Annotated in this window: 23 protein-coding genes; 16 read left to right on the forward strand and 7 right to left on the reverse strand. The window is 67.4% G+C overall.

Going from position 1 to position 26094, the window contains the following annotated elements:
- The first annotated feature begins 22 nt into the window (after positions 1-22).
- Together rhaD and rpmE are read left to right on the forward strand one after the other, a co-directional pair.
- The gene (gene rhaD, locus BN3560_RS11530; RefSeq protein ID WP_096228154.1) at positions 23-931 is read left to right on the forward strand and encodes a rhamnulose-1-phosphate aldolase; all 909 of its coding nucleotides are present in this window, start codon (positions 23-25) and stop codon (positions 929-931) included.
- Positions 932-1045: 114 nt separating this feature from the next.
- Complete coding sequence (rpmE, locus tag BN3560_RS11535; RefSeq protein ID WP_096228155.1) at positions 1046-1525, forward strand: 50S ribosomal protein L31; 480 nt, start codon at positions 1046-1048, stop codon at positions 1523-1525.
- A gap of 90 nt (positions 1526-1615) precedes the next feature.
- Here the strand turns inward: rpmE and BN3560_RS11540 are convergent, their stop codons facing one another.
- From BN3560_RS11540 to BN3560_RS11555, 4 genes are all read right to left on the reverse strand, one after another.
- Complete coding sequence (locus BN3560_RS11540) at positions 1616-2755, reverse strand: ABC transporter substrate-binding protein (protein ID WP_096228156.1); 1140 nt, start codon at positions 2753-2755, stop codon at positions 1616-1618.
- Between the two features lie 37 nt (positions 2756-2792).
- Entirely contained in the window at positions 2793-3575 is a 783-nt protein-coding gene (locus BN3560_RS11545; RefSeq protein WP_096228157.1) for an ABC transporter ATP-binding protein, read from the reverse strand.
- A complete protein-coding gene (locus tag BN3560_RS11550; RefSeq protein WP_227115518.1) occupies positions 3572-4537 on the reverse strand; it encodes a FecCD family ABC transporter permease in 966 nt (321 codons plus the stop codon). The genes BN3560_RS11545 and BN3560_RS11550 overlap by 4 nt, the downstream gene beginning before the upstream one ends.
- A gap of 839 nt (positions 4538-5376) precedes the next feature.
- A complete protein-coding gene (locus tag BN3560_RS11555; RefSeq protein WP_096228159.1) occupies positions 5377-6270 on the reverse strand; it encodes a DUF364 domain-containing protein in 894 nt (297 codons plus the stop codon).
- Positions 6271-6423: 153 nt separating this feature from the next.
- Between BN3560_RS11555 and BN3560_RS11560 the strand changes: the two genes are divergently transcribed.
- Together BN3560_RS11560 and BN3560_RS11565 are read left to right on the forward strand one after the other, a co-directional pair.
- Positions 6424-7317 (forward strand): hypothetical protein, encoded by an 894-nt coding sequence (locus BN3560_RS11560; protein ID WP_096228160.1) that lies wholly within the window; start codon positions 6424-6426, stop codon positions 7315-7317.
- 69 nt (positions 7318-7386) lie between these two features.
- A complete protein-coding gene (locus BN3560_RS11565; RefSeq protein WP_087191006.1) occupies positions 7387-8079 on the forward strand; it encodes a flavin reductase in 693 nt (230 codons plus the stop codon).
- A 149-nt stretch (positions 8080-8228) separates the two neighbouring features.
- Here BN3560_RS11565 and BN3560_RS11570 read toward each other — a convergent pair whose 3' ends face one another.
- On the reverse strand, positions 8229-9173 hold the full coding sequence (locus BN3560_RS11570; protein ID WP_096228161.1) for a class I SAM-dependent methyltransferase: 945 nt from the start codon (positions 9171-9173) through the stop codon (positions 8229-8231).
- A 112-nt stretch (positions 9174-9285) separates the two neighbouring features.
- On the opposite strand from BN3560_RS11570, the gene thyX reads away from it, so the two are divergent.
- Positions 9286-9966, forward strand: a complete 681-nt coding sequence (thyX, locus tag BN3560_RS11575) for an FAD-dependent thymidylate synthase (protein ID WP_096228162.1) — start codon at positions 9286-9288, stop codon at positions 9964-9966.
- A gap of 1 nt (position 9967) precedes the next feature.
- Positions 9968-11431 (forward strand): DUF1385 domain-containing protein, encoded by a 1464-nt coding sequence (locus BN3560_RS11580; protein WP_096228163.1) that lies wholly within the window; start codon positions 9968-9970, stop codon positions 11429-11431.
- Positions 11432-11456: 25 nt separating this feature from the next.
- Here the strand turns inward: BN3560_RS11580 and BN3560_RS11585 are convergent, their stop codons facing one another.
- Positions 11457-13592 (reverse strand): transporter substrate-binding domain-containing diguanylate cyclase, encoded by a 2136-nt coding sequence (locus BN3560_RS11585; protein ID WP_161959451.1) that lies wholly within the window; start codon positions 13590-13592, stop codon positions 11457-11459.
- Between the two features lie 335 nt (positions 13593-13927).
- On the opposite strand from BN3560_RS11585, the gene BN3560_RS11590 reads away from it, so the two are divergent.
- From BN3560_RS11590 to BN3560_RS11615, 6 genes are all read left to right on the forward strand, one after another.
- Positions 13928-14704, forward strand: a complete 777-nt coding sequence (locus tag BN3560_RS11590; protein ID WP_096228165.1) for an ABC transporter ATP-binding protein — start codon at positions 13928-13930, stop codon at positions 14702-14704.
- Entirely contained in the window at positions 14701-15876 is a 1176-nt protein-coding gene (locus BN3560_RS11595) for an ABC transporter permease (protein ID WP_096228166.1), read from the forward strand. The genes BN3560_RS11590 and BN3560_RS11595 overlap by 4 nt, the downstream gene beginning before the upstream one ends.
- Before the next feature lie 306 nt (positions 15877-16182).
- A complete protein-coding gene (locus tag BN3560_RS11600; protein ID WP_096228167.1) occupies positions 16183-16914 on the forward strand; it encodes an amino acid ABC transporter ATP-binding protein in 732 nt (243 codons plus the stop codon).
- 8 nt (positions 16915-16922) lie between these two features.
- On the forward strand, positions 16923-17747 hold the full coding sequence (locus tag BN3560_RS11605) for a transporter substrate-binding domain-containing protein (protein ID WP_096228168.1): 825 nt from the start codon (positions 16923-16925) through the stop codon (positions 17745-17747).
- Positions 17740-19455, forward strand: a complete 1716-nt coding sequence (locus BN3560_RS11610) for an amino acid ABC transporter permease (RefSeq protein ID WP_096228169.1) — start codon at positions 17740-17742, stop codon at positions 19453-19455. The genes BN3560_RS11605 and BN3560_RS11610 overlap by 8 nt, the downstream gene beginning before the upstream one ends.
- On the forward strand, positions 19452-20114 hold the full coding sequence (locus BN3560_RS11615; protein WP_087190989.1) for an amino acid ABC transporter permease: 663 nt from the start codon (positions 19452-19454) through the stop codon (positions 20112-20114). The genes BN3560_RS11610 and BN3560_RS11615 overlap by 4 nt, the downstream gene beginning before the upstream one ends.
- A gap of 127 nt (positions 20115-20241) precedes the next feature.
- Here BN3560_RS11615 and BN3560_RS11620 read toward each other — a convergent pair whose 3' ends face one another.
- On the reverse strand, positions 20242-20709 hold the full coding sequence (locus BN3560_RS11620) for a hypothetical protein (RefSeq protein ID WP_096228170.1): 468 nt from the start codon (positions 20707-20709) through the stop codon (positions 20242-20244).
- Between the two features lie 550 nt (positions 20710-21259).
- Here BN3560_RS11620 and BN3560_RS11625 point away from each other — a divergent pair.
- The 4 genes from BN3560_RS11625 (at position 21260) to mdh (ending at position 26004) form a co-directional block, all read left to right on the forward strand.
- On the forward strand, positions 21260-21616 hold the full coding sequence (locus BN3560_RS11625; protein WP_096228171.1) for a type II toxin-antitoxin system RelE/ParE family toxin: 357 nt from the start codon (positions 21260-21262) through the stop codon (positions 21614-21616).
- On the forward strand, positions 21609-21881 hold the full coding sequence (locus tag BN3560_RS11630) for a helix-turn-helix domain-containing protein (RefSeq protein WP_096228172.1): 273 nt from the start codon (positions 21609-21611) through the stop codon (positions 21879-21881). The genes BN3560_RS11625 and BN3560_RS11630 overlap by 8 nt, the downstream gene beginning before the upstream one ends.
- Before the next feature lie 215 nt (positions 21882-22096).
- On the forward strand, positions 22097-24670 hold the full coding sequence (locus BN3560_RS11635; RefSeq protein WP_096228173.1) for a DNA topoisomerase I: 2574 nt from the start codon (positions 22097-22099) through the stop codon (positions 24668-24670).
- 410 nt (positions 24671-25080) lie between these two features.
- The gene (gene mdh, locus BN3560_RS11640; RefSeq protein WP_087190985.1) at positions 25081-26004 is read left to right on the forward strand and encodes a malate dehydrogenase; all 924 of its coding nucleotides are present in this window, start codon (positions 25081-25083) and stop codon (positions 26002-26004) included.
- The last annotated feature ends 90 nt before the right edge of the window (positions 26005-26094 follow it).

The raw sequence follows: 26094 nt of genomic DNA on the forward strand, positions 1-26094 counted from the left end.
GCGGCCGGACAAGGAGCAGGACATGGGCTTTTTCGACAATGCGCAAGAAGTGATCGACCGCGGCGTCTCGGTGGCGAAGGGCGCCGTGTCGGGCGTGGCCGTGGAGCAGCAGGGCTTCGTGAAGGGCTTCGTGCGGCTGTGCAACGACGGCTGGGAGCAAGGCTGGCACGAGCGCAACGGCGGCAACGCGACGTACCGCCTCACGCCGGAGGACGTGGCGTCCTGCCGCTCGTTCTTCTACGACACGGCCAGCTCGTGGGTGCCGCTGGGGCTTGCCGCGCCGGGCATGCGCCGCTCGTTCTTCCTGGTCACACGCGCCGGCGCGTTCATGCGCAACGTGGCGCTCGACCCGGACGCCACGCTCGGCATCGTGGAGCTGAACGACGAGGGCGACGCCTGGCGCATCGTGTGGGGCTTCAAGGAGGGCGGCATGCCCACGAGCGAGCTGGCCAGCCATGTGCTCATCCACGAGAAGCGCGCCGCCGCCACGGCGGGCGCGGCCCGGGTGCTCTACCATGCGCACCCGGTGAACGTGGTGGCCTTGTCGGCTGTGATGCCGCTCGACGCGCGCACGTTCACGCGCGCGCTCTGGAAGGCCATGACCGAGTGCGTGATCGCCTGCCCCGAGGGCCTGGGCGTCGTGCCGTGGATGGTGCCGGGCGGCGCGGACATAGCGCAGGCCACCGCCGAGCTCATGGGGCGCTACCCGGCCTGCGTGTGGGCGCAGCACGGCCTGTTCTGCTCGGGCGCGGACTTCGACGCCACGTTCGGCCTCATGCACACGGTGGAGAAGGCCGCCGCCGTGTACGCGCAGGCGCGCCTGCTCAACGGCGGCAGCGATGCCTTCCCGAACACGATCCCCGACGCCGGCCTGCGCGCCATTGCGGAAACGTACCACCTGCCGATCAACGGGGAGTTCCTGGAGGGGTAGGATTCCGCTGTGCGCGTTGCCTGTTTTCCCTCGCGTGAGCGTTCCGACTGTGCTATCATGCAAAGGCTTGTCTTCGCCTTGGTCGGAAACCAAGGCCTGTCTAAGGAGAACCAAATGAAACAGGGAATTCATCCGGAATACGTCGAGTGCACGGTGAAGTGCAGCTGCGGCAACACGTTCACCACCATGTCGACGAAGCCGGAGCTGAAGATCGACATCTGCAACGTGTGCCACCCGTTCTACACCGGCCAGCAGCGCTTCGTTGACACCGGCGGACGCGTGCAGCGCTTCGCCGACAAGTTCGGTGCCGCCAAGGAGACCGTGGCCGAGCGCGAGGCTGCGAAGAAGGCCGCCAAGGCCGCAGCCGTCGCCGAGGCCGAGGCAAAGCGCAAGGCCGAGCGCGAGGCGAAGGCTGCCGAGAAGGCCAAGCGCGCCGAGGAGTTCGCCAAGAAGGCCGAGCGCGATGCCGCCAAGGCCGCCGAGGCCGAGGCTGCCGCCCCTGCCGAGGATGCCGCCCCCGAGGCCACGGCCGAGGAAGTCGCCGCCGTGGACGCGCTCGTGGAGGCTCCGGCCGAGGAGAAGGCTGCCGAGTAGCGCGCGCCTCCGCACGAGACATCGCACCGAACGGAAGCGCCCGGCCATCGGCCGGGCGCTTCTGCTTCCGAAGGAGGGGAGGGAAGCCGTTTACTTCGTCTGCGCGTGCGCGGCGATCTCGTCGAACTCGGCCTGCGAGAGGTCGTAGCCGTAGAACGTCTTGAAGTAGCCCGCCACGGTGTCGTACATATCGTCGTCGTACTGGTCGGGATACAGCAGGCGGGGCAGCCACTGCATGCCCAGCACCTGGTTCACGGTCGGCGGGTTGTTGAGCCAGCACCACGGCGCGCCGGGCACCTCGTAGTAGTTCCCGTCCTTTACCGCCGTGAGGTCGGCCCAGGCCGGGTCGCTGCCCACGGTGTCGTAGATGCTGCCCTCCTGGAACAGGATGAGCTCGGGGTCCCAGAGGGAGAGCTGCTCGAGGCTGATCTCGGTGCCGCTGCCGCTGCCCGACACCTTGCCGAGGTCGGCCACGTTGCTCGCCACAAGGTCGACGACCTGGCCCTGGTAGGAGTCCTTGGCGATGGTGTTCGTGCCCTTGTCGCCCAGCAGGTAGGCCACGCGCACCCGCTGGTCGTCGGGGATGCCCGCCATCACGGACACGGTCTCGTCGTACGCCTTCTTGCAATAATCGGACAGCTCCGCGCCGCGATCCTCCATGCCCAGGAGCTCGCCGAGCATCTCGTAGGCATCGCCGTAGGTGTCCATGGTGGTCTCCACGAACACGACGGGGATGCCCAGCTGCTCCTGCAGCGTGTCGAGGTCCTCCTTGATGCCGTCCTTGGCCTCGCCGGTGTCGATGAGGATCTGCGCGCCGGCCGCGGCCACGGCCTCCTTGTTGAGGTCGCCCTTGGCGCCGAACGCGGCCCCGGTGACGGGCAGGTCGGCGTAGTTGCTGCCCAGGTACTTCACCTGGTCGTCGGTGAGCTCCTGCGAGAGCGTGACCAGCTTCTCGGGGGCCATCGTCAGCAGGACCTGCGTGGCGGTGTGGCCGGCCGGGGCGATGCGGTCGAGCTGCGCAGGCACCTCGACCGTGCGTCCGGCCGAGTCGGTGAACGTGCGCGTGGCGTCCACAGCCGCCTGGTCGCTCTTGGCGTCGCCGCCTCCCGATGTGCTCCCATTGCCGCCGCTGGAACAGCCGGCGAATGCGAACGCCAGCCCCAGGCAGAGCGCGCAAGCGGCCAGCAGCCGCACGAGCCGTGCGTGTTTGGATATCCTCGTTCCTTCCATGTGCCTTCCTTTCCCTTTCGTTCCCTTTTCCTGGAATCTATCGTTGTATCTCGCGCACGGGCACGCAGACGCGCACCTTGTCGCCATAGAGGGAGTTGACCTCCACGTCCACGCCGTAGATGGTGCTCACCAGCTCGCGCGTGATGACGTCCTTCGGGTCGCCGTGCGCGAAGACGCGGCCCTCGTGGATGACGAGGGTTTGGTCGGCGTAGAGGAACGCCTGGTCGGGCTGGTGCGTGGACTGCACGATGCTCAGGCCCTCGCGGGCCAGCTGCCGCACGCACGACAGCACCCGCACGGTGTTGCCGTAGTCGAGCGCGCTCGTGGGCTCGTCCATGATGATGGTGCGCGCGTTCTGCGCGATGGCGCGTGCGATGAGCACGAGCTGCTGCTCGCCGCCGGAGATCTGCGTGTAGGGGCGGTGGCCCAGGTGCGCGATGCCGATGCGCTCGAGCGCGTTCCACGCCTGGTCCACCTGGCCGCGCTTCGGCGTGCCGAACAGGCCCACGCGGCCGCCGGCGCTCATGAGCACCACGTCGAGCACCTCGTAGTTGTACACGGGGGCGTGCGACTGGGGGATGTAGGCTATCTCGGAGGCGCGGTCGCGGATGGACAGGGCGCGCAGGTCCTTGCCGTTCACCGTGATGCCGCCCTCCCAGTTCCTGTTCAGGCACAGGATGCAGCGGAACAGGGTGGACTTGCCCACGCCGTTCGGACCCAGCACGTTCACCAGCGTGTTGTCGGGGATGGAGAACGTCAGGTCGTGCAGCACCTCGCGGCGCCCGTACGAGAAGCTCAAGTGCTCGACGTCGATGCTCATAGCTGCTTCTTCCTCGTGATGAGGTACAGGAAGAACGGCGCGCCGATAAAGGCGGTGAGGATGCCGATGGGTATCTCGGAGGTGGTGGCAAGGCGCGCCACATCGTCCACGACGAGCAGGAAGCTGGCGCCCATGAGCATGCTGGCCGGCAGGAGCTTGCGGTAGTCGCAGCCGATGACCATGCGGGCGAAATGGGGGATGACGAGGCCCACCCAGCCGATCATGCCCGTGACCGCCACGCTGGCGGCCGTCACGAGGGTGGCCGCGAAGATGACCACGATGCGCACGCGCTGCGCGTTCACGCCCATGGTGGACGCCTCGTCGTCGCCCATGGTGAGGATGTTGATGCGCCACCGGAGGGCGAACAGGACCAGGAGGCCGGCTGCCATGGGCGCTGCGGCCATGGCCAGGTCGGCGGGCTTCGCGCCGGTGAGGCTGCCCATGAGCCAGTAGGTGATGGCCGCCAGCTGATCGGTGGGGTCGGCGATGAGCTTGGTGTAGGACACGGCCGCCTGCAGAAGCGAGCTCATCATCACGCCGGCCAGCACCACCACCATCATGTGGTTGCCCTTGGCGCGGCTGCTTACCAAGAGCACCAGCATCACGGTGACGATGGCCGCCGCGAACGCGAACGCGGAGATGCCGAAGGCCCCGAGTCCCAGGAGGATGGCCACGGCCGCGCCGAACGCCGCGCCCTGCGAGGCGCCCAGGATGTCCGGTGACACGAGCGGGTTCTGGAACGTGCCCTGGAACGCCGCGCCGGCGGCCGCGAGCGAGCAGCCCACGAGCAGCGCGAGCGCGATGCGCGGCAGGCGCACCTGGAAGAACAGCGTTTCCTGCTGGGCGGTCCAGAACGGCTCGATGGGCACTACCAGGTTCGCCAGCATGCCCCCGGCCTCGGCCGGCGTGATGGGAAAGCGGCCGAGCATGAGCGAGGCGAGCGTGGACGCGACCACGAGCACGCCGAGCGCCACGAGGACGATGGCCGCGCGCCGCCGCTGGTTGCGCGAGGCGCATCGGGCTGCGTGGGCATCGTCGCGGGAGGTTTCGCGAGATGCGTCGCACGTGGCGTGGCGGGCGGTTTCGTCCGCGCGCCGAGGGGGTACCCCCTCGGCGCCTCTGATGCTTCCAGCATCAGAGGCGCCCTCGTCTCCCCTGAAGGTATGCTCAAGAGCCCCGATCGTCCCCGCCCCCTATAGACTGAAATAAGAATAATACCATAACCAATATATCCTAAAAAATGAATATTATCAATTGGGAATATATAAATCGGGAATTGGAAGACGATGGAAAATGGCGGGAAGGGGGTCGATGCGAAAGGGGCGCTATATTCAAAACACCCGCTCTTACTGCCCCTTTGACGCACAATCAGTGATTAGCGCAATCTGCCGACCTTCGCGCGCAGTGGCCCTCGAAACAGCTGCCTAACGCGCGGGGTACGCGGTGCCGTGGACAAAAAGGGGCAGTTTTCGTTATTCTGGATAAAAGATAGTTAAAACACCGGGCTTGCTACCAGGTGTTTCGCAAACGCCGCATTCACCACTCCTTGATTCCCGCCCAGAATCTATAGATTACCGAGCCTTTTTGTCCATTACCCTTTCGATCATATATTGAGTCGCCGCATGCGCGAGCAAAGCGCTTTGCGCATGCGGTACGACCGCGATCATCGACTATGCGTCAAAGGGGGAGTCGGAGCATTCGTTTGAAATAATGAACGAACTTTCCTTTGTCCGGCGGGAGGGTTCGCCGATGGGCGGCTTGCAAGGCCGGTACGCCCGCGCTGGGAGCGCGCGGGCCCCGCCTACGCCCCTGGCCGGGTGATGGACATCATCTGCAGCGCCTCGCCGAAGAACTGGCCGGCTCCGTTCTGGACGGCGAAGCGGGCCTTGTCGGGGTCGGCCACCACGCTGCCGGCCAGCATCTCCACGCCCCAGTCGAACAGGAACGGCGACATGACCACGCTCGGGCCCACCATGACGGTGGTGCCGTTCCTCGTGAGGTCGAGCAGGCGCGGGGCCGTCTTGTTGATGATGGTGACGCCGGTGATGAACGTGTAGTCGCTTTTCGGCAGCACGTACTCGCAGGCGGGGTCGGGCGTGTCGAGGGCCTGCGTGCAGTTGCGCTCAAGCACGGTGAGGTCGGCGTACTCGGCGATGCGGTCGACGTGCGGGAAATGGCCGACCACGGTGACGCGGGCGCGGCCGTCCCCGCCGCGGGCCTCCCCGGCGGCCTCGATGCGCGGGCGGTACTGCTCGAAGGCGTCGCGCGGCGGCACGCCTCCGCGCGAGCCGCGCTCGGAGCGCTCGACGGGCGGGTCGTACACGGCGCCCAGCGGGTCGAGCAGGGGCTTCTGCGCGTAGTAGGCGTTGAGGGCCGCCACGCCGAGCGTGGCCTCTTCGAAGCACCACGACTTCGCCAGCTCCGCCACGGCGCGCAGCGGCAGGCCGCGCAGGTCCATCGTGTGCTTGCGCTTGGCGCCGCCCTTGCAGGTGAAGCTGATGCCCATGCCGCAGTCCGCCTCCACGTAGGACCAGTGCGTGCCCAAACAGTAGTCGCGGACGACCAGGTCCTTGGGAACGTGCCCTATCAGGTGGTTGTAGAACTTCCACGGCGTGTCGTGGCCGTGCGTGCCGGGGAAGCTTATAACGTCGTTGCCGGGGTTGTTCGCGCAGCAGTCTTTCTCGGGGCATCCCATGGTCGTACCGTCCCTCTCTCTCGTGCGGAGCCGCCGGACGGGCGTCTCCTTCGGGGCCGTTCACGGCGGCCCTGTCCGTATCTTCAATAGAGTATAATACAGAATCAAGGAGAAATAAATGCAGGGCGAGGGCGACGCGAGGAAGGGGATGCGATGCTGTTCATCTTGACGGGGGGCGTGCAGTCGGGCAAGACGCGCTGGCTCGAGCGTCTGGTTGCCGAGCTGGCGGCCGACGGCGTGGAGAGCCGCGGCGTGCTGGCGCCCGGCGTGTGGCGCCCGCGCGCGGACGGGGACGATGGCGGCCTGCGTCCGCCCGGGTCGGGAGAGGGGGCCTACGAGAAGCTGGGCATCGACAACGTGCTGCTGCCCCAGGGCGAGCGCCTGCGCTTCGCCCGCCGCCGCGACCTGGCCGAGCGCGACGGCCAGCTGAACCCGGCCAGCCAGAGCGCGGCGGCGCAGCTGGCATGGGAGATACCCGGGGAATCCCTCGCACGTGTGAACGCGCACTTCGAGATGCTGGCGAAATCAACCCTTCCCGAGCAATGGACGTCCGATGGCGCTGCGGTTTCCACGCGCTCCGGACAACGGGCGCCCAACGCTGCCGTGAATTTTCCGCATTCCGAAAAACGGCCGCCGGATGGACGGTCGTTCGAGGAAGCGGCACATGTTTCACGTGAAACATTTGTTCGTAAGGAAGGCGAGGGAGGAGCGGCTGCGCCCGCGGCAGGGGAAAACGCATGCATTCCTGCGGTGGGGAGAACCGTGGCTGCCGCGCGCCCTTGGCTGCTCGTGGTGGATGAGCTCGGGCGCTTGGAGCTGGAGCGCGGATGTGGGCTGACCGCCGCGCTGGACCTGGTGGAACGGGGGCCGGTCCCCGGGTGCCCGCATGCGCTCGTCGTGGTGCGCGCGCGGCTGCGCGATCGCGCCGAGGAGCGCTTCGCCGCGGCATGGGGCGGCTGCGAGGCGCTCGCGCCCGGCGACGGGGCGCGCAAGGCCGTCCGCCGCGCGTTCGGCCTTGCTTCCCTTATCGATAACGAGTATCATTAGGTTTCAGAGAGGCATCCGAAGGTCTTATCGCAAGCCGGGCGCGAGTGCGCCGCGGCGGAAAGGCGCACCATGATCGATCAAACCGCGTTCTTCAGCCTGAGCTACGGGCTCTATGTGATCTCGTCGAAGGACGCAGACCGCGCGGCCGGCTGCGTGGCCAACACGTTCCAGCAGGTAACCTCGTCGCCTCTGCAGGTGAGCGTGGCGCTGAACAAGGGGAACGCCACCACCGGCGTCATCCGCGCTGCGGGCCGCTTCTCGGCCACGTGCCTGGCACAGGATGCGCCCATGGAGCTCATCGGCACGTTCGGCTTCCACTGCAGTGACGACTTGGACAAGTTCGCCGCCTGCGAGCACGCCTTCGACGCCGCCGGCCTGCCCTACGTGGCCGAGCATGCGTGCGCGCACTACTCGGCGCGCGTGGTGCAGGAGATCGACCTGGGCACGCATGTCCTGTTCGTGGGCGAGGTGGAGGAGGCTGAGAAGCTGCTTTCCTGCGAGCCCATGACCTATGCCTACTACCACCAGGTGAAGGGCGGCAAGACCCCGCCGAAGGCCTCGAGCTTCCTGCCCGACGCCGTAGGCGCCCCCCTGCCGGCCGACGCCTCTGCCGAGGCGGCCGCCGCCGAACCGGGTCAGCCGAAGATAGCCTGGCGCTGCACCGTGTGCGGCCATATGGAGTACGTCGAGGAGCTGCCCGACGATTTCGTGTGCCCCGTGTGCGGTGTGGGAAAGGATATGTTCGAGCGGGTGGAGCTGTAAGGAACCCCCTGCAGAGACGTATTGCGGATCGCCCGCGCGGAGGGCGCTGTTGAGGCAATGCGGCGAGCGCACCGTTCGCTCGCCGCATTGCTTTCTGCCCGATGGGGAAGCCGTGCGGCTGGTCGGCGATTTTCCTGAGCAGGTTTCCGCTACTTGTCCCAGGCGATGAACGCCCAGGTGACTTTGCGGGGCTCGCGCAGGGCGAGGCGCTTCTCGGGCTCGCCCTTCCGGCCGGGCTGGCCGGCGCGGGGGTTCTCCACGAGGTTGTCGGCGAGCCAGGGGCGCAGGCGCGCGAGGGCGGCGTCCCGCTCCGCGGTGGTGACGAGGGATCCCACGGTGTCGTCCACCATGCGTGAGAACGTCTCGTAGGCCTCCTCGGGCGTGTCGAACGTGTCGGGGCGCGCGCTCTCTATGTAGGACACCTCGGGCTTCAGGCCCTCCTCTGCAAGGATGGCGAACGCGTAGAGGTAGTCGCGGCCCAGCTGGTTCTGCAGGCCGAGGGCGGTGAGCACGCGCTCGTCGGTCCGCGGTGAGCCGCCGGTGGGCAGCGTGATGCACACGCGACGGCGTGCCGCGTCGGTCAGGCGCATGAGCGAGTCCTTCAGGTCGGCGGTGGCTATGGAGCGCGAGGCCACGGCCACGTCGGCCGAGCCGGGGAGCACGCCGTGGGCGGCCCAATCGTCCTCCCAGCTCATGAGCTTGGGCGTAACGGACACGATGCCGCGCTCGGCGAGCTCGCCCTCCAAGACGCCCAGCATGCCCTGCGAGAAGTCGGCGGCCACCACGGGGTGTCCCGCCGCGCCCAGCGGCACCGACAGCGCTCCGGTCCCGCAGCCCATGTCGAGCACCGACTCGCCCGGCCGGATGCCCGCCAGGTCCAGGAACCGCTCCACGTAGGGGTTCGGGGCGTCCTTCGAGCCGAACGTGGCCGCGCGCTTGTCCCAGTGCGAGGCGTCGTCCGCGGCGCGGCGGGCCTTCTGCAGCTCCTTCCATTCCTCGTTCCAGTCGTGCGTGGTGAGCAGCGGCGTGAAGGCGGTTGCGGGCTTGTCGGGGTGGGAGCCGTCGGGCGTTTCGTGGATGGAGTTTTCGACCATAGGGAAGCCTTTCGCATCGCGGGTTCTCGGCATCGGTTACCATACTAGCGAAAGACAGCGCCGAAACGAGCCGTATCGTCAAAATTATCCCGAATTGAGGAGTATCCGACCCATGCACGTCGAACTTCTGTACCACACTCCCGACCCCGAGCGCGCCATAGCCACGGCGGCGCGCCTGTGCTACGCGCCCGTGGGCGCCGCCGAGCTCATGGAGACCATGCCCGAGGAGCGCGTGCGCAGCGTGCTCTCCACCATCATGGGCAGCGGCCACTTCTCCACGCTCGAGCACGCCAGCTACACCTTCGCGGTGGACGGCGTGTCGCGCGCGCTCACGCACCAGCTGGTGCGGCACCGTATTGCCAGCTTCAACCAGCAGAGCCAGCGCTATGTGAGGTTCGCGGACGGCGTGGCCACGGTGAAGCCCGAGAGCGTCGCGGCGAGCGAGGAGGCGAGCTCGGTGTTCGACCAGGCCATCGCCGCCGCCGTCGAGGCGTACGGGAAGCTGCTGGATGCGGGCGTGCCGGCCGAGGATGCGCGCTACCTCTTGCCGAACGCGGCCGAGACGAAGATCGTCATCACCATGAACGTGCGCGAGCTGCTGCACTTCTTCTCCCTGCGCTGCTGCAACCGCGCCCAGTGGGAGATCCGCGACATGGCGCACCGCATGCTTGAGCTGGCGCGTCCCACGGCGCCGTTCATCTTCCTGGACGCCGGCGCCCCCTGTGTGGGCGGCACCTGCCCCGAGGGGAAGATGACCTGCGGAAACCCGTATCCGCGCGTGAAGAGGGGCTAGCATGGGCGAAGAGAAGAGCGACCTCTCGCGCGCATTCTCCGAGGACGGCGCGCGCAAGACGCACGTGGGCGGGCAGGCCCTCATCGAGGGCATCATGATGCGCGGCAAGTACAACTGGTCGGTGGCCGTGCGCGAGCCGGCGGGCGGAATCTACGTGGAGGAGCATGACCTGGCGAGCGGGCGCGCGAAGAACGGCTGGCTGCACTGGCCGCTCGTGCGCGGCTGCAGGGCGCTCGTTGAGTCGCTCGTGCTGGGGTTCAAGGCGCTCGAGATCGCGGCGGAGCATGCGTTTGCGGAAGATGATTCTGGCGAGGCGGCCGCTCCTACCTGCGAGACCGCGGAGGGAACGGGAGGGGCCTGTGGCTCGGGCAGTCCTGCTCGCACGGACAGCCCGCTGGGCTGTCCGGCTCGTGCGGAACTCGCCCCAGGCCCCTCCCGCTCCCTCCGCCCCGAGGCGGTCGAGGGGGTGCATGCTGGCGGCGAGCCTTCCGATGCGGATGCTGCGGTATCGGACGTCGAAGGGGGCACGGGCGGCTCCCTCGCCGATGAGGGGAAGGGCTTTTCTTGGAAGGACGACTTCGGGCGGCCGGGCACGATGATGGACGCCCTCGGGGCGCAGACGTCGCTCGAGGTTGTCGGCGGGCCTGACGCTGAGGGCAGCGGCGATGCCGATGCCTTGGACGGCGGACGCCCCTGCGCCGCGGAGCCCGAGAAGAAGTCCTTCCTCGACGAGGAGGCGGAGTTCGGCAAGGGGGCCATGGCGGTGTCCATGGTGCTCGGGCTCGTGCTGGGCGTGGTGCTGTTCATCGTGGCGCCCGCCTTCGTCACGAACCTCATCGTGGGGGAGTACGACCAGAACACCGTGCTCTGGAACGTCGTGGACGGCCTCCTTCGCGTGGCGGTGTTCGTGTTCTACCTGTGGCTCATCGGGCGCATGGCCGAGATCAAGCGCATGTTCGGCTATCACGGCGCCGAGCACAAGACCATCCACTGCTACGAGCACGGCCTGCCCCTCACCCCCGAGAACGCGCGCAGCTTCCCGCGCCTGCACGTGCGCTGCGGCACGGCGTTCCTCATCATGGTCATGATCATCGCCATCCTGGTGTACACGGTCACGCCCATCAACGGGCTCATCGCGGCCTGGGGCGTGCCCGACGGCGCGCCGAAGCTCGCGCTGGTCATACTCGTGCGCATCCTGCTCATGCCGGTCATCGCCGGCATCTCCTACGAGATCACCGTGCGCTGGGCGGGCAGCCACCCCGAGAACCCGCTGGTGAAGGTGGTGCTGTGGCCCGGCATGCAGATGCAGTACCTCACCACTAACGAGCCCGACGACGGCCAGATCGAATGCGCCATCGCGGCCATGCAGCGCGTGCTGGAGCGCGAGGAGGCCGAGGCGGCGGGTGCCGCCGACGCCCGGAAGGGCGAGGAGGGCGATCCTGGCACGGCGGTGTCGGCTGCCTGACGGCACGGCTGCCCGAATGCTCCTGCTACGCCACGACCGAGCGTCCCTTGCCGGAGCGCTTGGCCTGGTACATAACCTGGTCGGCGCGGTCGTATAGGTCCTGGTAGCGCTCGCTGCCCGCGGCCTTCACCGCTCCGACGCTCACGGTGTAGGGGCAGCCCGCCGCGCGCGATGCGGCGGCTGCCGAGCGCACGAGCTTTGCGCAGCGCTCCTCGAGCCGTGCGGCATCCACGGGGCCGACGAGGCACACGGCGAACTCGTCGCCCCCGAAGCGGCAGATCAGGTCGTCTTCGCCGAACGTCTTGCGCAGCTCGTCCGCCAGCGTGCGCAGCGCCTTGTCGCCGGTCTGGTGGCCATAAGTGTCGTTCACGCCCTTGAAGTCGTCCACGTCGATCACCGCGAACCCGCCCACCTCGCCGCGCGAGGCCAGCGTCTCCACGGCCTTGCGGAAGGCGCCCATGGCGAGCAGGTTCGTCAGGCCGTCCCGGTCGGCCACCGCCTTGAGGCGGTCCTTCTCGGCGCGGATGATCTTGAGCGCCTTCGAGCTGTTGCGCACGTAGAGTACCGACAGCGCCACGACGACCAGCATCACGCCCAGTCCGACGAGGGCGAGCTCCTTGGCGTACGCCTCGACGAAACGGGCGAGGGTCGGCTCGTCTTCCTCCCGCACGGCGTCGTAGATGCTCTCGTTCACGGCGCCGCGGGGCATCTCGCGCACCGCCTCGTTGAACATGCGGATAAGCTCCAGGTCGCTCGACGGCGCGAACGCGAAGCAGGTGTCGTTTGCCTGGTCCGAGTTGGCGAGCGAGGTGATGTTGCGGTAGCGGTTCTCGTTGGCGTAGTAGGGGGCCGAGTAGCCGTCGGTGTACGTATAGTCGGCCCTGCCGGAGTCGACGGCCTCGATGCAGTCCTGCAGCGTGTTGCACACGACGGCGTCCCCGATTTCGGGGACGTAGGCGTCCTTCGTCACGGCGATCCGCTTTGTCGATAGGTCGGCGACGTCCAAGCCGTCGCGGACCACCGTCCACCGCCGCGACGTGAGATAGGATGTGCTCAAGGACAGTCCATGCCGCTGTGCGAAGTCGAAGTTGTGGAGGACGCCCGCCACCGCATCGAGGTCGAGGCGGGCCATGTCGTCGACCCAGCTGCTGTTCCCCGTCAGGGGGACGAGCTCTACCGAGAGTCCCGTGTAGTCGGCGATGAAGTCGATCACGGCCTGCGACGCCCCGACGAGCTGCCCGGTCTTCTCGTCGACATCCTGGACGGGCGCGGCGCCGGGAAGGTAGCCTATTCGGACGGAGCCCTTGCGCGATGCGTACTCCCGCATGTCCCTCGAAAGGCCGGTGGAATCCTCGTAGCTGTTGAAGTACTTGTCGTACAGATCCTGCTCGAGCGTGGGCTCGGCCTTCCGCGTCTGGACGATGGCCTCGTTGAGGGCGGCGACTACGTCCGGGCTCCCCTTCGTGGCGGCGAAGTAGAAGGGCGTCTGCGTGAGCGTGGCCACGACATGAGCGCCCCCGATGAGATTGATGTCCACGCCCGTGAGGACGTCGACATCGCCCGATTCCAGAGCCTTGAGAAACTCGTCCGCGCTCTCGTAGGTCACGGCTTCGAGCTCGATGCCGTTCATATCGCAGAACGTCTGCACTGCGGCGCGCGTTTTGGGGGAGGGCCCGTTGAACGCCGCACGCAGCTTGTCTTTCGTGTAGATGTTGGTGAAGGACAGATCCTCGTTCTCGTTCGAGGCGAACAGCGCCGTGTGCGCCGACCCGTAGGCGTTGATGGCGAAATCGTACTGCTCGGCGAGCTGGTCGGAGTAGTTCATGGCCCCGATGATGTCGACCTCGCCGTTCGCCACCATGTCGAGCAGCATGGTGAGCTGCTCGTTGAGGTCGCCTTCCACATGAACGTACTCGTAGTCCCAGCCGGTGTACTGGGCGATCTGCTGGAGGTAGTCGTACGTGTACCCCGAGTGCGTGCCGTCCTCCGCGGTTTCGGTGAGGCCCGGTTGGTCGGGCCAGGCCACGCGTATCGTCGTGCGGCCGCCCTCGGCGGCGTTCGCGGAGGCGAGGGCGCCGACTCCGGCTCCCGGTATTCCGCAGGCGAGGGCTGCTGCGACCAGCAGCGATGCGAGTACCGATACCGCCCTACGACCTTTCATGCCCATCCCGCCCTTCTTGACAGCCTCCCTATGCGGCCAGTATAGCAGACCGGTCGGGAGCCGCGGCGGCGGTCGAAATACGCTCGCCCCACTAGAGCTTGGACCAGGCTTTGCCGGGTTTTCTTTCCGGCCCGGAACCGGGTTATGATGAAAAGGAGCCTGCGGGGTTGCTGGCCGATCCCTTCCCCTCGACTGCTATACTGATCCGGATGCGAGGGCGAGATGGGGGCGGGTTGCTTTCGCTCCACGGTGCGAGGCGCCTTCGTGTTGCCTTGCGGGAGGAGACGTCGCCCTTCCCGCCTCCGTCTCCCGATGCGACACCGAAAGGCTTGCCGATGGAACCAGCCATCACCGTTACGAACCTGCGGAAGACCTTCAGGCTCTCCGCCAAGCAGCGCAAGCTCGAGCGCACCGACGCGAGGACGAAGACGGCCGTCGACGGCCTCTCGTTCGAGGTGCGGTGCGGCGAGATCTACGGCCTCTTGGGCCCGAACGGCGCCGGCAAGACCACCACGCTGCGCATGCTGGCGGCGCTTGTGAAACCGGACGAGGGCAGCGCGTTCGTGGAGGGCGTCTCGGTGGTGGACGACCCCATGAGGGTGCGCGGCATCATCGGGTTCCTGACGAGCGAGCTCAAGCTGGAGGATACGTTCTCGCCGGACTACCTCTTCGACTTCTTCTCCGAGCTGCACCACGTGGAGCCGGCCGTGCGCGACGCGCGCAAAAGGGCGTTGTTCGGGCGCTTCGGCATCGACCGTTTCGCGCAGACGAAAGTGGCCGACCTGTCCACCGGCATGAAGCAGAAGACGTCGCTTGCGGTGTCGCTCGTGCACGACCCCGACGTCATCATCTTCGACGAGCCCACGAACGGCCTCGACGTGCTCACGGCGAAGGTCGTGACCGACTTCTTGGTGGAGCTGAAGGGCCAGGGCAAGACCATCCTCTTGTCCACGCACATATTCAGCCTGGTGGAGAAGGTGTGCGACCGTGCCGGCATCGTTATCGGCGGGCGCATGGCGGCCAGCGGCACCCTGCCGGAGCTCACGGGAGGGCGCTCCCTCGAGGACGCGTTCTTCGACCTGTACGCCGCGAGCGCGGGGGAGGCCTCATGAGAAGCAACGTGCTCACGATAGCCAAGAAGGAGCTGGCGAGGTTCTTCAGCAACAAGGCGTCGGCCATCGTCTCCATCGTGCTGCCCGGCCTGCTCATCTTCCTCATGTGGACCGTCATGGGCGACGCCATGGGCTCCCTGTTCTCGCCCGACGAGGGCAAGCGCCCCGTGGTGGCCGTGGTGAACGAGCCGGCGAGCATCGGGGCGCTGGCGCCCGAGGGCGGCATCGACATGGTGGGCGAGGAGGCCCTGCCCGGGGCCGAGGAGATGCGGGAGCGCATCGGTCAGGGCAGCGTGCAGGCGTTCGCCGTGTTCCCCGCCGGGTTCGACGAGGCCGTGGCAGCCTACGACCCGGCATCGGGCGAGCCGGCTCCGCAGGTGGAGGTCTACTTTGACTCCACCGACCCCAACTCGTCGCAGGCGTACGCGGCCCTCACCGGCCTGCTCGACGCCTACGAGTCGTCGCTGGCGAACCGTTTCGATGTGAACGCGGGGCAGGGCGCCTACGACGTGGCCGCGGAACGCGACATCGCCGGCTCGCTCGTGGTGTCCATCGTGCCCATGCTGCTGCTCATCCTGCTGTTCACCAGCTGCATGAACATCGCGGCGGAGTCGGTGGCCGGCGAGAAGGAGCGCGGCACCATGGCCACGCTCCTGTCCACGCCCATCAAGCGGCGCGACATCGCGCTCGGCAAGGTGCTGGCCGTCACGCTCATCGGGCTGGCCATCGCCGCGTCCAGCATGCTGGGCATCTTCGCGGGGCTGCCCGGCATCATGCAGGGCGCGGTGGACATGAACGTCTACGGCCCGGCGGACTACCTGCTGCTGGTGCTGGTGGTGGTGTCCACCACGCTGCTCGTGGTCATGCTCATCACCGTGGTGTCGGCGCTGGCCAAGACCACGAAGGAGGCGGGCATGTACCTGACGCCGCTCATGATCGCGGTCATGCTCGTGGGCGTCCTCGGCATGTTCGGCGGCGGCGCGAGGGAGGAGCTCTGGTTCTACCTCGTGCCGCTCTACAACTCGGTGCAGTGCATGATCGGCATCTTCACGTTCGACTTCCAGCCGCTGAACGTGGCCGCGTGCGTGCTGGGCAACCTGGCGTACACGGGGGCCGGCGTGCTCGTGCTGCAGCGCATGTTCAACAGCGAGCGGCTGATGTTCGCACGCTAGGCGGGGGCGAGACGCGGGGAGGGGCGAGACACGGGGACGGGGATGACGTCTCGTCAGGGGCGGAGCACCGGGCCGCGCGTCGCCCCGCGGAATGAGACGTCATCCCCGTCCCCGTGTCTCCCCGCGTGTGCCGGTTTCGCTTCCATCTCCGTCGATTTCGCTATCGTCAGCCTCCCGTAACCTCCCTGCCATCTGGGGCGATGACGTGCATGCTAGACTGGTCGATGCACTTCGTCATGAAATCTTGCAAGACCGCGGCGCACTGACGATCGCGGCCTTTCACGCGTGAAACGGGAGGCTCCGACGGTGGGAAGCGCGATATCGGTCAAGGACATACGCAAGAACTTCGGCACGGTCGAGGCGCTCCGGGGCGTGTCGCTGGAGGTCGACGAGGGGCAGAAGGTGGTGGTCATCGGTCCCTCGGGCTCGGGCAAGAGCGTGCTCATCCGCTGCATCAACGGGCTGGAGACGCCGGATTTCGGCTCCATCACGGTTGAGGGCATGGACCTGTCCGACCGGCATGTGAACGCCCGCGCGCTCGCCCGCGACGTGGCCATGGTGTTCCAGAGCTACAACCTCTACCCGCACAAGACGGTGCTCGAGAACGTGACGCTGGCCCCCATCAAGGTGCTGAAGGTGCCGCGCGATCAGGCCGAGCGCGACGGGCGCGCCTACCTGGACCGCGTGGGCCTGTCCGACAAGGTGGACAAGTACCCCGACCAGCTCTCCGGCGGCCAGCAGCAGCGCGTGGCCATCGCCCGCGCCCTCAACATGCATCCCAAGATCATGCTCTTGGACGAGCCCACGAGCGCGCTCGACCCCGAGATGGTGCAGGAGGTGCTCGACGTGATCAAGTCGCTCGCCGAGACCAGCATGACCATCGTCATGGTCACCCACGAGATGGGCCTGGCGCGCGAGGCGGCCGACACGGTGGTGTTCATGGAGAACGGCCTGATCGTCGACCAGGGCACCCCGCACTATATGTTCGACGAGACGGACAACGCTCGCGTCAAGAGCTTCCTGTCGAAGATCCTGTGAGGCCGCCCATGATCACGAGACGAACCTTCATCCGCACGTCGGCGCTGGCCGCGGCCGGCCTCGCGCTGGCCGGCGGTCCGATCGCCCTCGCGGGCTGCGCGCCCGACGGAGACGTGCTGCGCGTGGGCACGAAGATCGACGTGCCGGGCTTCGGCTTCCAGAACCCCGAGACGGGCAACATCGAGGGCATGGAGGTGGACATCGCGCGCGAGCTGGCCAAGCGCATCAAGGGCGACCCGAACGCGCTCCAGGTGACCGGGGTGAACGTCACCACGCGCGGAGCGATGCTCGACAACGGCACGCTCGACGCGACGCTGGCCACGTTCACCATCACCGAGGCGCGCAAGAAAAGCTACAACTTCTCGCGCCCGTACTATACCGACCACATCGGCGTGCTGGTGAAGAAGTCCTCCGGCATAACCGACCTGGCGGACCTCGACGGGAAGACCGTGGGCGTGGCGCTGTCGGCCACGACGCGCGACAAACTGACGGCCGCCGGCGACGAGATCGGCATCCATATGAAGTTCGCCGAGTACTCGACGTATCCCGAGATCAAGATCGCGCTCGTCACCGGGCGCGTCGACGCCTTCTCGGTGGACCGCTCCATCCTGAACGGCTACGTGGACGACTCCACCATGCTGCTGGACGCGCAGTTCGCGCCGCAGGAGTACGGCGTGGCCACGAAGAAGTCGAACACCCAGCTAGCCGACCAGATCGATGCCGCCATCGGCGCCATGTCCGACGACGGCACGCTGCGCTCGCTCCAGGAGCGCTGGGGGCTCGTGGACGACGCGCCCGCCGGAGACGGGAAGGACGGTGGGCAGGATGCTTGACATCTTCGCGCCCTACAAGTGGGAGGCGCTCTTCCAGCGCTGGCCCGACATCCTGGCCGCGTTCGGCACCACGGTGGGCATCTCCGTGCTCGCGCTCGTCATCGCGCTGGCGCTCGGCATCGTGTTCGGCGTGCTGTCGGTGTCGCGCATCGCGCCTTTGCGCTGGGTGACCCGCGTGTACGTGGAGGTGGTGCAGAACGTGCCGCTGCTTCTGCAGGTGTTCGTGTTCTACGCCATCTTCCCGCTGCTGGGGTTCTCCCTCGCCGCGTTCTGGATCGGGGTTCTGGCCATCGGCATCTACCACGGCGGCTATATCTCCGAGGTGGTGCGCAGCGGCATCGGCTCCATTCATCGCGGGCAGTTCGAGGCGGCGAAGAGCCAGGGCTTCTCGTACTGGCAGTCGATGTTCGTGATCATACTGCCCCAGGCCATCCGCATCATCATGCCGCCTTTGGCCGTGCAGGCGGCGAACCTCGTGAAGAACACCTCGGTGCTGGCGCTTATCGCGGGCGGCGAGCTCATGTACTTCTCGAACTCGTTCGCCGGCGCCACGAGCTACTACGGCCCCGTGTACGTGGTGGCGGCGCTGCTGTACTTCGTCATCTGCTTCCCGCTGTCGCGCCTGGCGCTGTACCTCGAGCGCCGCACCCGCGCGCACCGGCATCTGTCCACGGGCGACGCGACCGAGGAGCTGGCCGAGGACGCGCTCGAGGTCACGCCGGGCACGCACGACATCACCGGGCGCGCGGCGGCCGACGCGCTTGCCGGCGGCGTGGGCACCATGTTCGAGACGGTGGACATAGCCCCGGCCCGCCAGGCCCCCTCTCCGCGCCACCCGCTGCACGTGCTGGGGGACGAGGCGGACGGCCCGGGCGAGCGCGGGCCGATGGAGCAGGCGTACACCGGCCGTGTGGCCGCCGAGATCGCCGACGAGATAGGCCGCGAGATAGCGCAGGAGATAGCCGAGGAATGCGGCGACGACGAGGCCTGCGCAGCGCGCGTGATGCGCACGAAGGCCGGACGCGTGAAGGCTCACCGCCGCCTGGAGCGCCGCGCGGCCGCCCGCCGCGGGGTGGAGAGCACGGTTGCCGGCAAGGCCGAGGCCGGCGCCGCCGCGCCCGCGTCGCCGGATGCCGTGGCCGAGGGCGTGCGCGACCTGGGAGCGAGGCGCTCGCCGGAGGCCGACGAGGCCTTGGCCTCGCGGGCCGAGACGGCCACGAGCGACCGCATCACCCGCGACGTGCGCAAGCGCGTCGACGGCGGCGCCGCGTTGGAGGCCGATGCGCAACGCGCTCCCGTCGAGGCTGCCGGCGCGGAGGGCGGACGCACGGTGCATCGCCAACGTGCCGACGCGCACGACGAGGCCGAGCTGGGAGCGGAGGCCTTCCTCGACAACGACTACGTGCCCGGCGAGCTGGACGCGCCGGCAGAGCGGCCCGCCCACGTGCGCGCGCCGCACGACGAGGCCGACTTCGACGCCGAGAGCGAGGATGCGGCCGCGCGCCAAGCTCGCCGCGAACGCCGCAGCGGCGACGAGGAGGCAAGGGAGTCCAGCGGGCCGGAAACGGTCGTGCCCGAGGACGTGGACATGGAGGCGCTTGCCGGCATGGCTGCGCGCGCGGCCGACGATGCCGCCGCGCGCATGGAGCGCCTGCGGCGCGAGGGCCTCGAGGGCCTTGGCAAGGACAAGCGAGGGGAGGGCAAATGAGCGAGATAACCGCCCTTTTCACCTGGGTGAACATACGATTCCTGCTGCAGGGCCTGGGTATGACGCTGCTGATATCCGCGCTGGCCATCCTGTGCTCGGTGGTGCTCGGCACCGTCATCTCGGTCATGCGCACGTCGAGCAGCCGCGTGCTGCGCGGCGTGGCCACGGTCTACATCGAGATATTCAAGAACACCCCGCTGCTCCTGTGGATCATGTTCACGTTCTTCGTGGCGCAGCTGCCGCCCATCGGCGCAGCCGTGTTGGCGTTCACGCTGTTCACGAGCGCGAGCGTAGCCGAAATCGTGCGCGGCGGCCTGGCGAGCGTGCCGTTCGGCCAGTACGAGGCCGCGAAGTCGCAGGGCTTCTCCACCGTGCAGACGTACCTGCTGATCATCTTGCCGCAGGCGCTGCGCAACATGGTGCCCGCGCTGCTGTCGCAGTTCGTGACCACCATCAAGGACACGAGCTACCTCTGGGGCGCCATGGCGCTGCAGGAGCTCATGGGGCGCGGCATGATACTCATGAACAGCTACAACTCAACGGTGCAGATATTCGCCATCTTCGGCATCATGGCGCTCATCTACTTCGTCGTGTGCTTCACGCTCTCGCAGATCGTGCGCGCCTACCAGCGCCGCCTGAAGGAGGCGCGCACGGCGTAGGGGCGAGACAGGGGGACGGGGATGATGTCTCATTCCCCGACGCGGTACGGCCTTGCGAACCTCCTGGGAATGAGACATCATCCCCGTCCCCCTGTCTCGCCCCTGTCTCGCGGGCACCCAGAGGCATCTACTGCGCGAGTGCCAGGTACGGCAGGTACGCCTGCGCGCTCTCGGGGACGGCGAGGGTGACGTTCTGGCCATAGGCCGAGACGGTGACGTAGCCCGGGTCGTCGTAGGTGGTGATGGTGCCGTCGATGCCGGCGTACGACCCGTCCACGGTGCCGGTCTCCACGGCGTCCGCAGGCAACGCGGCGGCCTGCCAGCCGTCGATGTCCAGCTCGGCCACGAGCGCGTCCACCTGGTCGGCCGTGAGGCCGGTTGCGGCGGCTATGTCGTCCTTGCGCTCGTCGATGGCGTTCTTTACCTGGCCCTTGAGGTCGGTTGCGTCCATGGCGGCGTTCGCGACGGCCGCCTTGGCGCCCTGCGCCGCATCGCTCACGGGGCCGAGCGAGGTGTTCGAGAACACGACGACGCCCACGCCGACGAGCACGACGACGGCGAGCAGGGCGAGAAGCGCTCCGAGGACTTTCTTCATGAGGTGCCTCCTTGCAGTTTGGATGGCCTGCGCGGCGTGCGGTGCGCCGTGCGGCGCTGCTGCGCGGTCGCGCGGCTGCGGGCGGTTCCGCCGCTGGTGCGTTTCGTGGTCGATGCGCGCGGCGGTGGGTGTCGTGGTTCGGCGGCCTACCCGAAGGATAGCCTACCCGAGAATCGCCCGGTTCACGAAACGCCCGCAGCTTCTCCAACGCGCGGTAACGAAATCCCCATCGCATTTCCCGAAGCGGTTCGGCTTCATTCCAGGGCAGGCAATGCGTCATCAGGGGTTTTCGTGCGAAGCGAAAAACTGCTAGGTTCATGCGGCAATCGTGCAAGGATTCGGCAAGGAACAGGCGGTCGCCGCGCAATAAGCGCACGGCCGACACGCTTGAGGCGCGCGAGGTTTTTGCGGTTTCGCAGCGGTCGGCCGACGACTGCCATGCAAGGTCGCGGCGCTATGATCGGCGGAAGCCTGCTGGTATGAGATGGGCGGATGCTTGTGTATATAACATATATGTTATATACTGTTTGCACCCCGCAAAGGGGGAGGAATGGAAGACTTCGAGGTTGTTTTCTATCGTAAGTTGAACGGAACGGTACCCATGGACGAGTTCCTTGAGTCGCTTCCCCCGAAGCTGAACGCGAAGGTTCACCGCGACCTCGGTGCTTTGCGCGAGGAGGCCCATAAGCTGCGCGAGCCACAATCGAAGTGCATGGGGGAGGGGCTGTCCGAGCTTCGCAGCAGGCAGGGCGACGACATTGCGCGGTCGTTCTACTTCTTCTTCTCGGGTAGCCGCATCGTCGTGACGAACGGGTTCGTGAAGAAGACGCGGAAGACGCCTCGCAGAGAACTCGCCCGCGCGCTTGCCTTCAAGGCCGATTGGGAAGAGAGGTTTGTCAATGGATGATCTGGACAGGAGCCATCAGAGGTACATGCAGGACCCCGAGTACGCCGCCGAGTACGAGCGCCTGGAGCCGGTGTACGACATCATCAGCGCCATCACGATGGCGCGCGCCGAGCAGAACCTCACCCAGCGCGAGCTGGCCGAGCGCTGCGGCATGAGGCAGAGCGCGTTCGCGCGCCTCGAGTCCGGCAACGCGAACCCCACGCTCAAGACGCTGCAGCAGGTGGCAAAGGGCCTCGGCAAGAAGCTGCGCATCAGCTTCGTGTGAGCGCCCTACCGCCGCGTCACCTCCGCCGCGGTGCGGCCCGCCGGTTCCGCGCTCGCTTCAAGATGCGTATTTTTCGCCGCAACCGCCGCAAATCGTGTATGCTAGCGTCTGCTGCGCGCCCAAGCGCGCCATCCCCGCACACGTTAATAAACGAATGGGGCATCGTGTGAACGACCGAGCCGCGGGAGGCGGCCCAGAAGACGAGGAGGAACCGCGTGAAGCTGGTGGTAACCGAGAAGAACGACGCGGCTCAGAAAATCGCCGACTTGCTCGGCGTCAAGAAACCCAAGGCGGACAAGGTGTATTCCACGCCGGTGTACCGCTTCGACGTGGACGGCGAGGAGTGGGTGACCATCGGCCTGCGCGGCCACATCCTGGAGCCCGACTTCACCCCGACCATGGTGTACAAGAAGCGCGGCGGCTGGCAGGGCGTCACGGAGGAAGGCGAGACCTTCCCGGCGCAGCTGCCCGCGACGCTGCCCAAGCCCCCCTTCAAAAAGAAAAAGCCCTTCACTGAGGATGGCGTGGAGCTCAAGACCTGGAAGATGGACGCGCTGCCGTACCTGGTGTACGCGCCCATCAAGAAGCTCCCCAAGGAGAAGGAGATCATCCGCTCGCTGAAGAACCTGGCGAAGAAGGCGGACTCCATCATCATCGCCACCGACTTCGACCGCGAGGGCGAGCTCATCGGAAGCGACGCGCTCTCCTGCATTCAGGAGGTGAACCCCGACGCGCCCGTGCAGCGCGCCCGCTACTCGGCCTTCACGAAAGAGGAGATCACGCACGCGTTCGACAACCTGGTGGAGCTGGACGTGAACCTGGCGTCCGCCGGCGCGTCGCGCCAGGACATCGACCTCATCTGGGGCGCGGTGCTCACGCGCTACCTGACGCTCGTGAAGTTCGCCGGCTACGGCAACGTGCGCTCGTCGGGCCGCGTGCAGACGCCCACGCTCGCCCTCATCGTGGCGAAGGAGCGCGAGCGCCTGGCGTTCGTGCCCGAGGACTACTGGGTGATCCGCGGCGCGTTCGGCGCCGACCCCGACGCGTTCGAGGCTCCGCACGCCACGGCCCGCTTCAAGGCGGAGGCCGAGGCGAGCGCCGTCATGGCGCACGTGGAGGGCGCGACCACCGCCCGCGTGTCGGGCGTCGAGAAGAAGAAGCGCACGGTCCAGCCGCCCGCGCCGTTCAACACCACCTCGCTCATGGCCGCCGCGTCCGCCGAGGGCCTCTCGCCCGCGCGCACCATGCGCATCGCCGAGAGCCTCTACATGGACGGCTACATCTCCTACCCCCGCGTGGACAACACCGTGTACCCCTCGTCGCTCGACCTCGCCGACACGGTGCGCGCCATCTCCGGCAACCCCGCCTACGCGCCGTACTGCAAGGAGCTGCTGGCGAAGGGCGAGCTCAAGGCCACGCGCGGCAAGAAGGAGACGACGGACCACCCGCCCATCTACCCCACGGCCAAGGCCACGCCCGACGACCTCGCGCCGGCCGACTACAAGCTGTACAACCTCATCGCGCGGCGCTTCCTGGCCACGCTCTCCGAGGCGGCCGTCGTCGAGGGCACGAAGGTGTCGCTCGACGTGAACGGCGAGCCGTTCGTGGCCAAGGGCGACGTGCTGGTGCGTCCGGGCTTCCGCGCCATCTACCCCTACGGCCTGAAGAAGGACGAGCAGCTGCCCGCGCTCGCGGAGGGCGAGACGATCGCGTTCAACGGCGCCACCTGCACGAAGAAGCAGACCGAGCCGCCCGCGCGCTACAGCCAGGGCAAGCTCATCCAGGAGATGGAGAAGCTGGGCCTGGGCACGAAGTCCACGCGCCACTCCATCATCGAGCGCCTCTACGCGGTGAAGTACATCGTGAACGACCCCATCGAGCCCTCGCAGCTGGGCATGGCCGTGTGCGACGCGCTCGACAAGTTCGCGCCGCACATCACGCATCCCGAGATGACGGCCGAGCTGGAAGAGGAGATGGACAACATCGCCGAGGGCCGCACCACGCGCGTGAAGGTGGTGGACACGAGCCGCGACCTTCTGGCCGACCAGCTGGCCAGCCTCCTGCCGCACTCCGAGGAGGTGAAGGACGCGCTCGCCGACGCCGTGGCCGCCGACGCCTACGTGGGCCCGTGTCCCAAGTGCGGGAAGGACCTGCAGCTACGCGCGAGCCAGAAGACGCGCGGCATGTTCATCGGCTGCGCCGGCTGGCCTGACTGCGACGTCACCTACCCGCTGCCCAAGGGCAAGGTGGAGGCCGTGCCCGAGCCGTGCCCCACCTGCGGCATGCCCCAGGTGAAGGTGACGGCGTTCCGAGCCAAGCCGCGCACCATCTGCATCGACCCGAACTGCGCCACCAACAAGGAGCCCGACGTGATCGTGGGCGAGTGCCCCGTGTGCAAGGAGAAGGGCAAGCAGGCGAACCTCGTGGCGCAGAAGAACCCGCGCACGCTGAAGCGCTTCATCCACTGCGAGAACTACGAGGAGTGCGGGGTGGGCTATCCGCTGCCGCAGTACGGCGCGCTCACGGCCACGGGCGAGGTGTGCGAGCACTGCGGCGCGCCGATGGTGATCGTGACCACCGCGCGCGGCCCGTGGAAGCTCTGCCCCAACTTCGACTGCCCGGGCAAGGAACAGGACGAGGAGAAGAAGGGCACCGCCGCGAAGGGCGGCGCGAAGAAGGCCCCGGCCAAGAAGGCGCCCGCCAAGAAGGCTCCCGCCAAGAAACCCGCGGTGAAGAGGGCTCCCGCGAAGAAGCCGGCTGCCAAGAAGGTTTCCTCCGACAAAGCCTAGCGACCAATTCCCGATCGATCGTCTGGTCGGCCCTGACCTACCTCGACAGCGCAGCCCCGCGGCTGCGCTGTCCCGTACCTACGCATCGACCGGTCGGCCGGGCAACGGCTTCGGGCTCTTGCTGCACACTTTTCACCAGTTTTTTACGTTGGAAGGCGGGTTTTCCGACTTGTGAAGCCGAACAGGCTATCAGCGTTGACCGTTTCCCCTGATCGCGTTTCCTTGCGGCGAGGTCTCAAGTGCCTGAGTGCAGAAATCTGGTGAAAAGTGTGCAGTGCGGCTCCGCGTCGCCAACAGTCACCAACTGCGACGTGCCGTTTCGCTGGAGATGCGGGACTCGTCGTCGCAGCTTGGCGCGTGGGGCGCTACAATGCGGGGCGCAGAACCTGACTTCGAAGGAGAACAATCACATGCCCAAGGTAACCATCGTCGGCGCCGGCAACGTCGGTGCCACCGCCGCCCACATCATCGCGTCCAAGAACCTGGCCGACGTCGTGCTCATCGACGTGGCCGAGGGCCTGCCCCAGGGCAAGGCGCTCGACATGATGCACATGCGCAGCGTGGAGAAGTTCACCGTGCACGTGACCGGCACCAACGACTACGCCGACACGCGCGACTCCGACGTGGTGGTCATCACCGCCGGCATCGCCCGCAAGCCCGGCATGACCCGCGAGGACCTGCTCGGCGTGAACGCCGGCATCATGAAGTCGGTGATCGGCCAGGCCAAGGAGGCGTCCCCGAACGCGGTGTTCATCTGCGTGACGAACCCGCTCGACGTTATGACCACGCTGGCGTTCCGCGAGAGCGGCCTGCCGGCGGAGCGCCTCATGGGCATGGGCGGCGTGCTGGACTCCTCGCGCCTGTCGTTCGCGGTGTGCGAGAAGCTCGGCTGCGAGCCGGCGGCCGTGGAGGCGTGGGCCGTGGGCGCGCACGGCGAGGGCATGGTGTGCTGGCCGCGCTTCACCACGGTGGACGGCACCCCCATCACCGAGCTCATGGACGAGGCGGCCGTGGCCGAGGTCGTGCAGCGCTGCGTGAAGGGCGGCGCCGAAGTGGTGGCGCACCTCAAGACCGGCAGCGCCTACTACGCGCCCGGCGCGTCCATCGCCAAGATGGTGGAGGCCATCCTGGGCGACACGCACGAGATCATGAGCGTGTGCGCGCACATCGACGGCCAGTACGGCATCGACGACCTCTACATGAACGTGCCCGTGCGCTTGGGGCGCGGCGGCGTGGAGGAGGTCGTGGAGTTCGATCTCGACGACGAGGAGCTGGCGGCGCTGCGCGCGTCTGCGGACAGCGTGCGCGCGGGGTTGGCGAACCTGCCGGAGTAGGTCGACCTGCGGGGCGGGCGGAGGGAGGCCGTGCGGCACTCTTCGCACACTTCGCGAAAGCTCGTCGCACCGCACGGCCTCCCTCCGCCC

Source organism: Gordonibacter urolithinfaciens (assembly GCF_900199375.1).
Classification (GTDB): domain Bacteria; phylum Actinomycetota; class Coriobacteriia; order Coriobacteriales; family Eggerthellaceae; genus Gordonibacter; species Gordonibacter urolithinfaciens.

Coding starts and splice junctions, on each gene's coding strand:
- BN3560_RS11580 (WP_096228163.1), top strand. CDS start 9,968: ATGGGCGAAGAGAAGAGCGACCTCTCGCGCGCATTCTCCGAGGACGGC.
- BN3560_RS11545 (WP_096228157.1), bottom strand. CDS start 3,575: ATGAGCATCGACGTCGAGCACTTGAGCTTCTCGTACGGGCGCCGCGAG.
- BN3560_RS11595 (WP_096228166.1), top strand. CDS start 14,701: ATGAGAAGCAACGTGCTCACGATAGCCAAGAAGGAGCTGGCGAGGTTC.
- rpmE (WP_096228155.1), top strand. CDS start 1,046: ATGAAACAGGGAATTCATCCGGAATACGTCGAGTGCACGGTGAAGTGC.
- BN3560_RS11555 (WP_096228159.1), bottom strand. CDS start 6,270: ATGGGATGCCCCGAGAAAGACTGCTGCGCGAACAACCCCGGCAACGAC.
- BN3560_RS11585 (WP_161959451.1), bottom strand. CDS start 13,592: ATGAAAGGTCGTAGGGCGGTATCGGTACTCGCATCGCTGCTGGTCGCA.
- BN3560_RS11605 (WP_096228168.1), top strand. CDS start 16,923: ATGATCACGAGACGAACCTTCATCCGCACGTCGGCGCTGGCCGCGGCC.
- rhaD (WP_096228154.1), top strand. CDS start 23: ATGGGCTTTTTCGACAATGCGCAAGAAGTGATCGACCGCGGCGTCTCG.
- thyX (WP_096228162.1), top strand. CDS start 9,286: ATGCACGTCGAACTTCTGTACCACACTCCCGACCCCGAGCGCGCCATA.
- BN3560_RS11540 (WP_096228156.1), bottom strand. CDS start 2,755: ATGGAAGGAACGAGGATATCCAAACACGCACGGCTCGTGCGGCTGCTG.
- BN3560_RS11630 (WP_096228172.1), top strand. CDS start 21,609: ATGGATGATCTGGACAGGAGCCATCAGAGGTACATGCAGGACCCCGAG.
- BN3560_RS11565 (WP_087191006.1), top strand. CDS start 7,387: ATGATCGATCAAACCGCGTTCTTCAGCCTGAGCTACGGGCTCTATGTG.
- BN3560_RS11620 (WP_096228170.1), bottom strand. CDS start 20,709: ATGAAGAAAGTCCTCGGAGCGCTTCTCGCCCTGCTCGCCGTCGTCGTG.
- BN3560_RS11570 (WP_096228161.1), bottom strand. CDS start 9,173: ATGGTCGAAAACTCCATCCACGAAACGCCCGACGGCTCCCACCCCGAC.
- BN3560_RS11560 (WP_096228160.1), top strand. CDS start 6,424: ATGCTGTTCATCTTGACGGGGGGCGTGCAGTCGGGCAAGACGCGCTGG.
- BN3560_RS11625 (WP_096228171.1), top strand. CDS start 21,260: ATGGAAGACTTCGAGGTTGTTTTCTATCGTAAGTTGAACGGAACGGTA.
- BN3560_RS11615 (WP_087190989.1), top strand. CDS start 19,452: ATGAGCGAGATAACCGCCCTTTTCACCTGGGTGAACATACGATTCCTG.
- BN3560_RS11610 (WP_096228169.1), top strand. CDS start 17,740: ATGCTTGACATCTTCGCGCCCTACAAGTGGGAGGCGCTCTTCCAGCGC.
- BN3560_RS11590 (WP_096228165.1), top strand. CDS start 13,928: ATGGAACCAGCCATCACCGTTACGAACCTGCGGAAGACCTTCAGGCTC.
- mdh (WP_087190985.1), top strand. CDS start 25,081: ATGCCCAAGGTAACCATCGTCGGCGCCGGCAACGTCGGTGCCACCGCC.